Source organism: Brevibacillus sp. SKDU10 (genome assembly GCF_001645205.1).
Lineage (GTDB): Bacteria > Bacillota > Bacilli > Brevibacillales > Brevibacillaceae > Brevibacillus_B > Brevibacillus_B halotolerans.
In genome coordinates this window covers 26,548-40,212 of record NZ_LSSO01000170.1, presented here as the reverse complement: position 1 = coordinate 40,212, position 13,665 = coordinate 26,548, and the positions used below count along the sequence as shown (strand labels likewise).

Below are 13,665 nucleotides of genomic sequence, written 5' to 3'. Positions count from 1 at the left end.
CGCGGGTAACCTGTTAAACATGTTACCAATGTGAAGAAGGATTTGTGAAAGAGTAGAAGGAGGATGTAGCAAATGTCTATGCCGTATAATCCACAAGAGCTGGAAGTCAAATGGCAGAAAAAATGGAACGAACAAAAAACAAACAAAACGGTGGAGGATTCCTCTAAGCCAAAATTTTACTGCCTTGAGCAATTTCCGTATCCATCTGGGCGTTTGCACATGGGTCATATGCGTGTATATTCAATCGGGGATGTTATTGCTCGTTTGAAGCGTATGAGCGGTTTTCAAGTATTGCATCCAATGGGCTGGGATGCATTTGGTTTGCCGGCTGAGAATGCTGCAGTTAAATTCGGAGCACAGCCAGCTAAATGGACATATGAAAATATTGATTTTATGAAAATGCAATTAAACCGTCTGGGTGTAAGTATTGACTGGAGTCGTGAAGTGGCGACTTGCTCCCCAGATTATTATAAATGGACGCAATGGCTATTTTTAACTTTCCTAGAACAAGGACTTGCATATCGCAAACGTGCTTTTGTAAATTGGTGCCCAGAATGCTCAACCGTACTTGCGAATGAGCAGGTAATTGATGGGTTATGCTGGCGCTGCGATTCAGAAGTAACTAAGAAGGATTTGGAACAGTGGTTCTTTAGTATTACTGATTATGCAGAACGTCTGTTGACGGATTTAGACAAATTGTCTGGTTGGCCGGAAAAAGTACGTACGATGCAAAAGAACTGGATTGGGAAAAGCGAGGGAGCTAATGTTACTTTCACAATTCCAGAGCTTAATGACGAGCAGGTAAAAGTATTTACAACTCGTCCTGACACGCTTTATGGCGTAAGTTATATGGTATTGGCACCGGAACATCCATTAGTACCAAAATTGATCGCTGGTAAAGAACAAGAAGCTTCTGTTCTTGCTTTTGTCGAAGAAATGAAGAAAGAAAGCGACATTACTCGTACAGCGACTGATGCTGAAAAAGTGGGCTTGTTCACAGGAGCATACGCGAAGAATCCTCTAACAGGAGAGCAAGTACCGATCTGGGTAGCCAACTATGTACTGCTTGACTACGGTACAGGTGCTGTAATGGGTGTGCCAGCCCATGATGAACGTGATTTTGCATTCGCGAAAAAGTATGATTTAGCGATTAAAGTAGTTATTAATCCGGAAAATCCAGAAATTCTAGCTGAGGAAATTGGTATCGATGCTGCTTATACAGAAGACGGCACCTTAATAAACTCTGCTCAATTTGATGGAATGCCAAACCGTGAAGCGATTAAAACGATTGCTGATGTACTTGAACAGCAAGATAAAGGCGGATTGTCTACCACTTACCGTCTTCGCGACTGGCTGGTTTCTCGACAACGCTATTGGGGCGCTCCAATTCCAATCATTTATTGCGATAGCTGTGGCGTAGTACCAGTACCAAAAGAACAACTGCCTGTGTTATTACCAGAAGATGTAGTTATCGATGGAAAACGGAATCCATTGACAAGCTCTGAGGAATTCATGAAAACCACGTGCCCAACATGTGGTGGAGCAGCAAAACGCGAGACGGATACAATGGATACCTTCATCGATTCTTCTTGGTATTATTTACGATATACTGATGCAAGCAACAAGGAGCTGCCTTTCTCTAAAGAGAACGCAGACAAGTGGATGCAAGTCGATGAATACATTGGCGGTATTGAGCACGCAATCCTGCACTTGTTATATTCCCGATTCTTTACCAAAGTGCTACATGATGCAGGCATGCTGTCCTTCGATGAACCGTTCCGTAGCTTGTTAACACAAGGAATGGTATTAAAAGACGGGGCTAAAATGTCTAAATCAAAAGGCAATGTGGTAAGCCCAGATGAAATGATTGAGAAGTATGGAGCGGATACGGTTCGTTTGTTTATTCTGTTTGCTGCTCCACCTGAACGCGATCTAGACTGGACAGATACTGGAGTAGAAGGAAGCTTCCGTTTCTTGAATCGTGTATGGCGTTTGGTAGAGAGCAATCAAGAATTATTCCAAGCTCCTTATCAAGTAGCTGCGAATGATGATGCAGCCAAAGATTTGTACCGTACTACTCATCATACGATTAAGAAGGTAACAGAAGATATTGGTGAGCGTTATACCTTTAACACAGCGATCAGTACGATTATGGAGCTAGTTAATAAGATGTACAGCTATCCAGCAGAATCAGACCGCGGCACCTTTGCTTTTGCCATGGAGACCCTTATCATTCTGCTTGCACCAATCGCACCACATATCTCTGAGGAAATGTGGCAACAATTGATCGGTAAGACTAGTAGCGTACACATGCAGGAATGGCCAACGTTTGATCCTAAAGCATTGGTACTGGATGAAGTAGAAATCGTAATCCAAATCAATGGTAAAGTACGTGACAAGCTGGTAGTCGCTAACGGACTTAGCAAAGATGAACTAGAGAAGCATGTACTTGCTCATGAAAAAGGAATTGCACTTATTGACGGTAAAACCGTTCGTAAGGTAATTGCTGTCCCGGGCAAGCTGGTTAATATTGTAGTAGGTTAATCATCTGTTTCATGTAAAAAAGACAGGCTCTTCTCCTGATGCTAGAAATTAGCTATAGGAGGGGGCTTTTTTCTTTTGCGAATTGTCGACACTCTTTTATTCTCCTATATGTTACCTATGTACATGGAATAAGTAGTTCATATAAGTCATATTGAATTTTAGATGAATAATCGAGGTCAATAAATCATCTTCCACATAATAAAGCCCCATGCTATTGGTGTAAGGATGAACGTAATAGGTTATAACAGCCATGTCTATAAAATCTTTCTTTCATGATTCTTTCCAATACTGACTACCAATTTTCCAACTGTTCCTTCAGTTCTCGTTGATCCTCTTCAAATTTCTTTTGTGTGATGCGGAATACATGATGAAATACCCCAGGTAGGGAACCTTGTAAAATTCGCAGTCCTTCTCCGGTAATTCCTCCTGGTACGCAGACACGCGCCTGTAGCTCTGGTAAGGTAAAATGACCTTGTTTTAATAATTCAGCTACTCCAATTAGCATTTGGGTTGTCAAATGAACGGCTGTTTCGTGGGGAAGACCGGTTTCTTCTTCCGCAGACCGAATTATTTGTTGCAGTGTATAACTGAGAAAGGCAGGGCCACAACTGGCGATATCTGCCGAGATTCGCAAAAATGGAGCTTGAATTTCCAAGGGGAGACCGATATGTGATAGAAGGTGGAGTAAACGTTCCTTTGACTCATCTGTGGCAGAACGACCGTATTCAAGCAAGATGAGTCCACTCAAAGCTTGATTAGTGATACTTGGAACTGCACGTATGACCTGACAAGGGACTAATTTTTCCAGTTCTTCTACTACTATGGGACTTGTAATTGTAACCAAGACCTGTTCGCTGGAAAGAGCAGATGAGAATTCAGCTAATGCTGTTCGATATTCTTTTGGCTTGACACATAAAAAAATCAGATCGCTATTTGTAACGACGTCAACATTGCTCGTAGCGATTTGCAATTCTGGAAATTGTTCTTGTAGAAGTGACAATTTTCCTGGGGTTCGATTATAGGCTCTAATTTGGTCGGATAACACAGCCTGAGATCGAATAAAAGATTGTATGAGCATGCCCCCCATACTTCCAGTTCCAATAAACCCAAGTTGCATGATAATCCCTCCATACTTTTTTTGTGAAGAACAGTACAAGTCATACCATTTTTCGTTCTAAAAGAGGTCTTTACATCTTATGTGCTGAAGGAGGGGTTCATGTTTTTTTGAGAGAGTAACGTTTTTATTTCCAGAACAAACTTACCTAATAAAATAACAAAAATATTTTTATTCCCCGGGAAAATGAGCTTATGAAGCTGAGAAATTGTCGTTCTAATCTACCCGTTTAGAAAAAAATTTTTGGGGGATACTCACTAGTGGCTTATTTCTTCATGAGCCTTGTCCCATCTAACACATATATCTAACTATTTGGGTACATTTATTCACAGATCGCAATCTTTTTTATTTTTTCAAAGGTTTTTTTGCCTATGCCTGGAATTTTCATTAAATCTTCTAATTTAGTAAAACCCTTCTTATCGCGATAGACCATTATATCCTCTGCTCGGGTTTTCCCGATTCCCGGTAATTTTATAAGTTGCTCCAATGTAGCGGTTTTAATATTGATTTTAGTAGCAGAAGCTTGGGGTGAAGAAGATGGCAAACTGCTTTGAATTGGCAAGCTGGGGTGAAGGGATGAATTAGTAAACTGGTTAGGAAAAGAAGTAGAAGACTCTTCCAAGGCAGGAACATATAAAACCATTCCATCCGTTAGCTTTTGTGCCAGATTAACTCGCTTCTGATCAGCCTGTGCTAAGAAACCACCAGCTTTTTGAATCACATGCATGACTCGCTCATTTGAGTCAAAAGAATATAAGCCCGGATGTGTGACAGCTCCTTTTACATCAATATAAGAGGAATGATTCATATTGCTTATTGGCTCATCTTTAGAAAGGGGGGAATCTACGGATACAGAAGCTCTAGTATCAGAAAGGGGCTTTTCTTTAGAATCATCATTTTTATCTGAGCCTGTATAAGTGTTCACAGTAGAATTTTTTTGTTCTAATTCTGCAAGCTTAGTTGTTTGCAATTCGGGCGTAGCAGTGCTTTCCTTTTCCGCGAAGGCAACGGGAGTAAGTCCGGACATAGCAGTGGATTCAGCGGCGGGGTATATCCAGAAGCTAAGTCCAATAAATAAAAGGGCAGCACTCACAAAAATCCATTTTCGATAACGATCCCACAATTCCATAACCATTATTTATCCCTCCATTACATCTTTAAAGACATCGTATAAAAAGATAGAGGGGAGTGCAAAAAAACCTTTCAATCATTTAGATTGAAAGGTTTTTCAGATTACTATCTTGCTATGCTTGAAGCGTTGTTTTGCTTGCGAATTTGAACAGCAGGACTTACATAAGGCTGGAAGGAATACTTCTGCTCGATAAAAATCTGATGCCATAGCATAAAGATTAAAATGGTCCAGATCTTACGGCTATAATCACCGTGACCTTCCTTATGCTCATCAAGCATGTACAACACATAAGCTTTATTAATTAAATGATCTACTTTCGCTTCAAAAATCAATTCTTTCGCCCATTTGTAGAATTCATTCTTCAACCAATGACGGGTTGGAACTGGGAATCCAAGCTTAGGACGAGTCTTGATTTCAGGAGGTAAAAATTCCTTCATTGCTTCCCTTAAAACATGCTTGGTTGTACCTTCTGCAATCTTGTATTTGGTCGGAATAGTTGCTGCGAATTCAAATACCTTTGGATCAATGAACGGTACACGCAACTCCAGAGAGTTTGCCATTGTCATTTTGTCAGCTTTCATCAAAATGTTGCCGCGAAGCCAAGTATGGATATCCAAATACTGCATTTTGGTTACATCGTCATAGCCTTGGACTCGCTGATAAATTTTTTGCGTGATATCTAGCGGAGATTTGTAATGACCAGCATGTTTAATATTCTCCATCACTACTTTTTCCTTGATCTCTTCACTGAAGATCATGGCATTTCCAAAGAAACGCTCCTCAACTGTTTTAGAGCCGCGAATCAAGAAGTTTTTCCCTTTCATGCTATCTGGTAAATGTTCAGCAACACTGCGCATGGAGGATTTCATCCAACCTGGCATATGCTTAAACATCCGAAGGGAGTGAGGCTCACGATAGATGTTATATCCGCCAAAGAATTCATCTGCCCCTTCACCAGATAGAACAACCGTAACATGCTCGCTAGCCATTTCTGCTACGAAATATAGGAGAATAGCTGATGGATCTGCTACTGGTTCGTCCTGATGCCAGATGAGACGAGGCAATTCCTGTAAATAACGCTCTGCATTCATGGTGATTTCGTGATGCTCTGTACCTAGATATTCTGCTGTACGGCGCGCGTAATCTAGCTCGCTGTATCCCGGGATATCAGAACCAATTGAAAAGGTTTTAACTGGTTCAAACTTACGTAACATCCCTACGATGCTGCTGGAGTCTACACCGCTGGATAAAAATGCACCGCGAGAAACCTCGCTAACTCTGTGTTTATCTACAGAATCTAGCAAAATAGAGCGGGTACCTTCTACAAAATATGAGAATGGCTTACTTTCATCCGGTTCAAAGTGAACATCCCAATATTGTTCAATTGTCAGCTTATCATCTTGAATGACAAAGAAATGACCTGGAGGGATGCGATATATTCCTTCATACATTGTCTCAGGGTCAGGGACATATTGAAAGGTTAGATAATGATAAAAGCCTTGTTGATTGACTGCTCGAGGCACGCCTGGCAGTTCAAGCAAGCTCTTAATTTCACTAGCTACAGCAATTGAATCGGCCGTTTCCGTATAGTAGAGCGGTTTAATTCCAAAATGATCACGTGCTCCAAACAGTAGACGTTTACGGCTATCATAAATAGTGAAACCAAACATGCCGCGAAGTTTTTTCGGTGCATCAAAGCCAACCTCTTCATACAAGTGAAGAATGGTTTCAATATCTGAATCGGTCTGGAACACGTGACCTTGTTCCTTTAGCCATGTCTGTAGTTCTTTGTAGTTATAAACTTCCCCGTTACCGATAATCCAGATATCTTTTGTTTCATTAAACAAAGGCTGATGACCGCCAGCAACGTCAATGATGCTAAGACGGCGGAAGCCTAATGCAATATTATCTTCTACATGGAAACCATCGTCGTCAGGACCGCGGTGCAAAATCACGTCGGTCATTGCTTTTATCGTTTCTAGTTGTGCAGGTGCTTGATGCTTATTGAAGAACGAAACAATTCCACACATTCTCTTAGACTCTTCCTCTCACAGGGTGGTCCCCTGAAAATACACTATCTTAATCTAACATGGATTCCAAGCAAGCGCAATGCGACAGTTGACTCGATTAAAGCAGGGCGAGTGGATAACAAAATGTAAATTGTGAATGTAAAATGTTTTTTCGTTTCGCCTACAAGTCAGCTCTCTTGCTCGATTCGGTTAGCCTTTTGTCTCTTATTATAAACAAATAAGAGGTCCTCTTGTGCGAAAGAGAACCTATGTGGACATCGTATTTTAGTTAGTTGTTCCTTGCATCCGAAAAAGGTAAGTGAACGACCTCTATACCTTTAAGGAAATGCTCATTCCATTTATTTGGATAGGCATTACGGTACACGATCCGTGCGATCCCTGATTGAGCGAGTGTTTTAGCGCAATTTTCACAAGGTTCGTGTGTAACGTAGGCCGTAGCTCCCTTTAGACTATCTCGATCTGCGTGTAAAACACTATTAACCTCGGCATGCACTGTTCTTACACAACGTCCAGCTTCATTAATTAGACAGCCGCCATCATCACAATGATCGTGACCATGGATGGAGCCATTGTAGCCTGTTGCAATAATATGTTTATCCTTCACAATTACGCTACCCACATGAAGGCGGGGGCATGTAGAACGGGTGGATACCTGATCGGCAATATCTAGGAAATATTCATCCCAACTTTTTCTCGCCATGTTGCTTCTCTCCTTTGACACCGAACACTGTTCTTACTACTATGTATTATAATTTTGCTCTATTATACTATAACCCTCTCCGCTTTCTCTATTATTTTTGTCCATATTCTTGCTCCTATAATGGATTGAGAATAGAGAGAAAGGTGGAGAACGGATGGCAGCCTATCATTTTTTTCTGACATCACTATGTTGGATTATAGGGATTGGGCTTAGTAATTTGGGTAGGCTCAAGCTCTATTCACCTCCTTTTTATTTATGGATCGGATTTGTTCTATTAATGTTGGCCGCGATTGGGTTGAAGGGCAAGGCAAGGAAATGGAGCTTGCTCTTAATGGGCTCTCTCCTTGCTGGTGCATGCTATTTTAACTGGTACGATAGTCGTTATGTTTCTGAGTTAGTGCATTATGCAGAGGGAGAGGAGCTTGTTTTTCTACAGGGAAAAATTGATTCTCCCGTCGAGCGAGACGGCGATTTGGTGAGGTTCTACGCACGAATTAACAATGTGAAGAGTAAAAAGAGAATGAAAACCGCATCCCAGACAACAGATTTAAATGAGAGAGTTCTTATTCGTCTCAAGCTACAGCATGAAGAACAAATTAATACTATAGAAGGCTGGCATTCGGGTAATTCCTTTCAGGCACAGGCTACAGTAAAGCTCCCAGATACAGCTCGTAATCCGCATGCGTTCGATTACAGATCCTATCTTCGGTATCAAAAAGTAGCAGTAATAGTTGATATGGATGTTACGGATATGGAGGTTGAGGAGGGAGAAGGGGATTGGCGGGCTTTTTTTACTAGATGGCAAAAAGCGGAAGCCAGACAATTAGAAAAGCTAGGCATGGAGCCTGAAAACACAGGGTTTTTCAAATCACTTCTATTAGGTCAGCAATCAGAGGTAAAAGCTGATCTTCAAACAGTTTATGCTGATTTAGGATTTATTCATGTGCTTGCCATTTCCGGATTACATATCACAATCGTGTCTAGCGGCTTTTTATGGATTGTACAAAAGATTGGTGTTCCCACAAAGATTTCTTATGTGATAGGAATACTATTTATTTTGATGTATGTAGGGCTAGTGGGTATGGGGGTATCAGCCGTACGATCAGGCTGTATGGGGATTCTTGGGTTATTAGCACGATCTCGAGAAAAATCTGCGCAGGGCCTAGAAATACTTGGTGTCACTGGACTTATTATGTTAATCTACGACCCATATCAATTATTTCATCTAGGATTTCAATTATCTTTTTTTATTACGATGGGATTATTAGTTTTTGTACCGTTGCTAGTCCAATTGGAATGGCCTATGCCAAAATGGTTGGTTTCTACTCTAGCTGTCACACTGGTTTCGCAACTAATTTCATTTCCCTTTCTCATTCATTATTTTCATTTGTTTTCACCGATTTCATGGCTGGTTAATGTATTATTGGTACCTGTCTATTCGTATATTATTTTGCCGCTTGGCTACATCCTGCTATTTTTTTCTCATATTCATATTGCATTAACTTACATACCTTCTGTTGTAGCTGATTATCTTTTATCCTTTGTTCATTCCTTTCTTACATTTCTCCACCAAACAAAATTTCCATTGCGGCATTGGTCACATCCTATTTGGTGGTGGCACGTACTATATATGGGCTTTTGCGTTGGTTTTTGGGCAATGTGGCATTTAGGCTATCACCGTAAAAAGGATCTTGTTATGGCGACCTTTATCTTCATTTTATTGGTGATGATTGCTCGCGATCCATGGGGAAAAAAGGACGAGGTAGAAATTACCATTATTGACGTGGGGCAAGGAGACTCTATAATAGTTGAGATAGACGATTCTTTTGTATATGTAATAGATGCAGGAGGAACGATCTCCTTTGGAAGAGAGCCTTGGCAAAAACGAAGAAATCCATTTGAAGTCGGAAAGGATGTTGTAGTGCCTTATTTGCGCTCTATAGGAGTGGAACGCATCAACTGTCTTGTTCTGACACATGGGGACCATGATCATGTAGGAGGGGTAAAAGCATTGTTGCCTGCTCTGAAGGTGGATCGTGTCCTTACCAATGGTAGACAACCTAAGGCTGAGGCAGAATGGTTTCAAGCTTTACATAGTGAACAAATCAAAATGCATACTGGATATTCAGGCTATACCTGGCAGGATAATCCGCAGGTTACGTGGACCTGGCTATCGCCTGATCCTAAAAGGACACAAGGGAGCTCTGAGAATAATGCTTCTGTTGTGCTGCTCTTGTCTGCATATGGTGTAAACATATTGTTAACAGGCGATTTGGAAGAATCGGGAGAACAAGAATTGTTACGGCGCTATACATTACCTCCTATTGATCTTTTAAAGGTAGGGCATCACGGGAGCAAGACTTCTAGCAGTGAGGAATTTTTACATGCTATTACTCCTAGTGTCTCATTGATTTCAGTAGGAACTAACAATCGATACCATCATCCATCTGAGCAAGTAATAGAGCGTTTTAAACAACGGAATACACAGATTTATCGCACTGATCACCATGGAGCGATTACTGTTACAATTAATGAAAATGGATATAAAGTTACTCCTACATTACAACCAGAATAATTACAATGATGGATTATGTTTGCAACTTTCATGAAGTTGCCTACGTCTGAAAGGAAGGAGAGAGCGCTAATGATTGAAGCTGACCTGATCAAAAAGGCGCAGGCAGGAGATCAAGAAGCTTTGGTGGAACTGCTTCGCTCCATTGAAAACACCGTGTATCGGAGCGCTTTCTATATTACGGGTAACGAACACGATGCAATGGATGTAGCCCAGGAAGCTTTATTACGCGTCTTTAGAAAAATTGGCACCTTTCAGGAAAAAGCCAAATTTACCACATGGGTTCAACGTATTGTCAGCAACATTTGCATGGATCGCTTTCGGGCAAAAAAGGAGACATTATCCATCGATGAATATGAACTGACGCTACAAGACAAACAAAATGTTGAAGATACAATTTTGTTGCATAGCATGTCAGAGGATGTTCATCGAGCAATTGCCAAATTACCGGAGCATTATCGAGTAGTTGTTGTGCTTCGCTATTTGCAGGATTTTTCCTATCAAGAAATTGCTGATACCTTGGACGTACCGCTCAATACGGTAAAATCTTATCTGTTTAGGGCTAGACATCAATTGCAGACACTGCTGCAGGAGTATGAGAAGGGGGGGATAAGAGGATGACGCAGGATGACATCCATGAATGGATGCAAAGAGATTTGGACGATGATTTATCTGAGGAAGAAAAACGAATTTTACAAGCTAAGTTAGCTGAAAATCCAGAGTATATGCTCCAGTACGAACGTTTAAAAAAGGTTTCTGATGGATTGGCAAATCTACCAAGAGTTACACCACCGTTTAGTATTGTTGATGCGCTCTTACCTCAACTGGAGCAGTCCCGAGAAACCCCTGAACCAGCGGCTGTTACACAGACGGAACTACCTCGTCTAGAGTTAAAACAGACAGAAGACAAATCAGTAGGTAAAAAACGCCGTTTGCCATTGTGGATGGCTAAGGTAGGAAGCGGTGTTGCAGCAGCTTGTTTGCTGTTAGGAATTTTTGTTATGGCCAATAAGGACAAAAATGAGCCAATTGTCCTTACGAATGGAGCTTCTGGCCATGTACAAGAGGATGTATCCAAAAATTCATCAGGTGACCTGATTGTTAAGGAAACCCCAAAAACAGAAAAACCTAAATCTACACCTACTGATAAAAAAACAACTGACAATGAGAAGGACCAAAATATACAAGAGGCTTCAAAAGAGGTGCCAGATGTTACACCAAATGACACCTCGACTGAATTAAAAGGAGAGCAAAAGCAAAAAGAGAACAAACCGGATCACCACCAGAGCGGATCTAGCGACAGTAAGTCTGATACTGAAACTAGTGTAGCAATGGGACAGACGGATGGTCGTCTGAAGGGTGGTAACCAAACGGATGAAAATCAAACACAGCACGAGATTGCTATTTCTCCTAAAATAAAGGATAATCACACTTCGGCTTCTGATAAACAAGCATCTGCCCATGAGCAGTCGATATCAGAAGGGGCACTTTTCTCCTTGATTCCTGATCAGGTGGATAACTACAATAAGCTGGATCAAGAGGGCAAGGTTCAAGCATGGGAGGAAGCGTCAAAAGAAGTGCAGGAATTTTTGCAGGAGCATCCTGATCTGCAAAATGTTAAAAATCAGAAGGATTTAGAGAAGGTTATTCAAAATGCCATTGAGCGGGCGCTGAAGGAACAGAAAAAACGAGAAGAAGAAAAAAAGCAAAGAGCGGAGCAGCAAGCTAAAGATAAGCAAAAAGAATTAGAAAAACAGCAAAAAGAATTAGAGAAGAAGCAAAAAGAACTACAAAAAGAATGGGAAAAACAGATGAAAGAATGGGAGAAGCAGCAGGAAAAGCAACGAAAAGACACAGAAAAGCACCTAGAAGAGTGGACCAATCAACAAAATGGCTGGAATTGGCAGAAATAAGATTGGGTATAAATAGCCAGCAGCTACTGGAAATCAGGAGGCACCGTTTCAAGAATGCTTATAAAAAAAGAGCAGAGTATATTCTTGCATTCAGGGGCCATTGGGTGAAAGAGAACGGGCTAAAAAAACAACCCTCAGTTATAATGACAATAGGCTGTTTTTCATTAATGAACTATAAGTATTTCGAAGCTTGGGGATAGCATAGGCTTCCTTCCTGCATCTTAGGCTGGCTCATCATGCGCAGATAGGACGAACGCCAAATTTTGCAGAAGACTGACACCAAAAAGCGCGTTTCGCGTAAGATAAAGTATCAAGCACCCCCTGCTTCCCGTATAGAGAGAAAACATCCGGGGTTTTCTCTCTAGCGTTTACATAAAAGCGAATGTTGCTTGGTTAAACCATGGCTGACGAGGTCGTGGTTTTTTTGCGTGCAAGCCTAAGCGTGTTATAATTAAAGTAAGAAAAAAATAGAGGAAATAGCGAGTAACAAAGGAGAGATCGGAATGCCGTTACGCACGGCGATGCGGGAGATTAAACAGAAGCGATTTGCTCCGGTATATGTACTTTATGGGCCGGAGACGTATCTAAAAGAGGAATTTATGACCTTGCTTCGTAACGAGATGATTGACCCGACATACGCTGATTTAAATATAGGAATGTACGATTGTGCTCAGACACCTTTAGAAGACATGCTAGTAGAAGCCAATACCTTGCCATTTTTGTCTGACTATCGTTTGGTAATTGCCAGTAATGCTTATTTTTTAACCGGAGCAAAACCACCAAGTAAAATCGAGCATAACACAGATGGCCTCCTCGATTACTTAAAGGACCCGACTCCAAGCAGTTCTCTCGTGCTGGATGTACAGGCCGATAAACTGGATGAACGTAAAAAATTAACAAAGCAACTGCAACAACGCGCTGTTGTTCTAGGATTTCAAACATTGCAGGATACAGATTTATATGGATGGATTGAACGGACTGCACAACGCTTTGGTGCACAGATTGAACGAGAAAATGCTATGTTGCTGGCAGAGCGTGTTGGTTCAGAATTACGGTTATTAGTCAAAGAGATCGAAAAAATGGCGCTCTATGTAAAGAAAAGCGATAATCAAACGGGAGAAATCACTCGTGAGACAATTGAGCTTTTGGCCTCACGAACGTTAGAGCAGGATGTCTTTTTTCTTGTTGAAGCCGTTGTTACTGGTAGAGTAACAGATGCGTTTCGCACTTTATATGATTGCTTGAAAATGGGAGAAGAGCCGATTAAGTTGATGGCGTTATTAGCGAGACAATTTAGATTGATATACCATGTGAAGACGCGTGCTCCACTAGGCTATACGCAGCAGCAGCTAGCTGGTATGTTAAAAATGCATCCTTATGCGGTTAAAAAGGCGCTGGAGCAAGCCAGACATTTTTCGGAGGCTAGTTTACGCCGGCTGCTAGGAATCCTTGCAGAAGAGGATTACCGGATGAAATCAGGACAGACCGACAAGAGATTAGCTCTGGAGGTATTTATTGCGAAGGTAGGACAAGAGTTACAACGATAAAGACTAGATAGCTTTTCCAGACATGAGGGACTCGTCTATTAGCAAAATCGTAATGACAGGCACAGTGTTTTATGTTAGCAGAAAATAAGATAGCTCTACAGGGTGCGGACACT

9 protein-coding genes are annotated in these 13,665 nt (G+C 41.2%); 5 read left to right on the top strand and 4 right to left on the bottom strand.

Annotated elements, in window-relative coordinates:
- Nucleotides 1-78 precede the first annotated feature (78 nt).
- Nucleotides 79-2,544 (top strand): leucine--tRNA ligase, encoded by a 2,466-nt coding sequence (leuS, locus tag AYJ08_RS14870; RefSeq protein WP_197490699.1) that lies wholly within the window; start codon nucleotides 79-81, stop codon nucleotides 2,542-2,544.
- A gap of 292 nt (nucleotides 2,545-2,836) precedes the next feature.
- Here leuS and comER read toward each other — a convergent pair whose 3' ends face one another.
- The 4 genes from comER to AYJ08_RS14850 all read right to left on the bottom strand — a co-directional run bounded on the left by comER (nucleotide 2,837) and on the right by AYJ08_RS14850 (nucleotide 7,520).
- Nucleotides 2,837-3,661 carry a late competence protein ComER gene (gene comER / locus AYJ08_RS14865; RefSeq protein WP_064018383.1) on the bottom strand — a complete coding sequence of 275 codons (825 nt, stop codon included), beginning with the start codon at nucleotides 3,659-3,661 and terminating at the stop codon, nucleotides 2,837-2,839.
- A 319-nt stretch (nucleotides 3,662-3,980) separates the two neighbouring features.
- Nucleotides 3,981-4,793, bottom strand: a complete 813-nt coding sequence (locus AYJ08_RS14860) for a ComEA family DNA-binding protein (RefSeq protein WP_064018382.1) — start codon at nucleotides 4,791-4,793, stop codon at nucleotides 3,981-3,983.
- A gap of 101 nt (nucleotides 4,794-4,894) precedes the next feature.
- Nucleotides 4,895-6,820, bottom strand: coding sequence for an asparagine synthase (glutamine-hydrolyzing) (gene asnB, locus AYJ08_RS14855; protein ID WP_064018381.1), 1,926 nt, complete (start codon nucleotides 6,818-6,820; stop codon nucleotides 4,895-4,897).
- A 268-nt stretch (nucleotides 6,821-7,088) separates the two neighbouring features.
- Nucleotides 7,089-7,520, bottom strand: a complete 432-nt coding sequence (locus AYJ08_RS14850) for a deoxycytidylate deaminase (protein ID WP_031414045.1) — start codon at nucleotides 7,518-7,520, stop codon at nucleotides 7,089-7,091.
- Between the two features lie 154 nt (nucleotides 7,521-7,674).
- Between AYJ08_RS14850 and AYJ08_RS14845 the strand changes: the two genes are divergently transcribed.
- From AYJ08_RS14845 to holA, 4 genes are all read left to right on the top strand, one after another.
- Complete coding sequence (locus AYJ08_RS14845; protein WP_064018380.1) at nucleotides 7,675-10,095, top strand: DNA internalization-related competence protein ComEC/Rec2; 2,421 nt, start codon at nucleotides 7,675-7,677, stop codon at nucleotides 10,093-10,095.
- 69 nt (nucleotides 10,096-10,164) lie between these two features.
- Entirely contained in the window at nucleotides 10,165-10,713 is a 549-nt protein-coding gene (locus AYJ08_RS14840; RefSeq protein WP_003338255.1) for an RNA polymerase sigma factor, read from the top strand.
- The gene (locus tag AYJ08_RS14835) at nucleotides 10,710-12,005 is read left to right on the top strand and encodes an MICOS complex subunit MIC60 (RefSeq protein WP_064018379.1); all 1,296 of its coding nucleotides are present in this window, start codon (nucleotides 10,710-10,712) and stop codon (nucleotides 12,003-12,005) included. The genes AYJ08_RS14840 and AYJ08_RS14835 overlap by 4 nt, the downstream gene beginning before the upstream one ends.
- A 503-nt stretch (nucleotides 12,006-12,508) precedes the next feature.
- Entirely contained in the window at nucleotides 12,509-13,552 is a 1,044-nt protein-coding gene (gene holA, locus AYJ08_RS14825; RefSeq protein WP_064018377.1) for a DNA polymerase III subunit delta, read from the top strand.
- The last annotated feature ends 113 nt before the right edge of the window (nucleotides 13,553-13,665 follow it).

What these genes read in the sequence shown, in the direction of transcription:
- AYJ08_RS14860 (WP_064018382.1), bottom strand. Translation starts at nt 4,793, where the DNA reads ATGGTTATGGAATTGTGGGATCGTTATCGAAAATGGATTTTTGTGAGT.
- AYJ08_RS14840 (WP_003338255.1), top strand. Translation starts at nt 10,165, where the DNA reads ATGATTGAAGCTGACCTGATCAAAAAGGCGCAGGCAGGAGATCAAGAA.
- AYJ08_RS14835 (WP_064018379.1), top strand. Translation starts at nt 10,710, where the DNA reads ATGACGCAGGATGACATCCATGAATGGATGCAAAGAGATTTGGACGAT.
- comER (WP_064018383.1), bottom strand. Translation starts at nt 3,661, where the DNA reads ATGCAACTTGGGTTTATTGGAACTGGAAGTATGGGGGGCATGCTCATA.
- holA (WP_064018377.1), top strand. Translation starts at nt 12,509, where the DNA reads ATGCCGTTACGCACGGCGATGCGGGAGATTAAACAGAAGCGATTTGCT.
- leuS (WP_197490699.1), top strand. Translation starts at nt 79, where the DNA reads ATGCCGTATAATCCACAAGAGCTGGAAGTCAAATGGCAGAAAAAATGG.
- asnB (WP_064018381.1), bottom strand. Translation starts at nt 6,820, where the DNA reads ATGTGTGGAATTGTTTCGTTCTTCAATAAGCATCAAGCACCTGCACAA.
- AYJ08_RS14845 (WP_064018380.1), top strand. Translation starts at nt 7,675, where the DNA reads ATGGCAGCCTATCATTTTTTTCTGACATCACTATGTTGGATTATAGGG.
- AYJ08_RS14850 (WP_031414045.1), bottom strand. Translation starts at nt 7,520, where the DNA reads ATGGCGAGAAAAAGTTGGGATGAATATTTCCTAGATATTGCCGATCAG.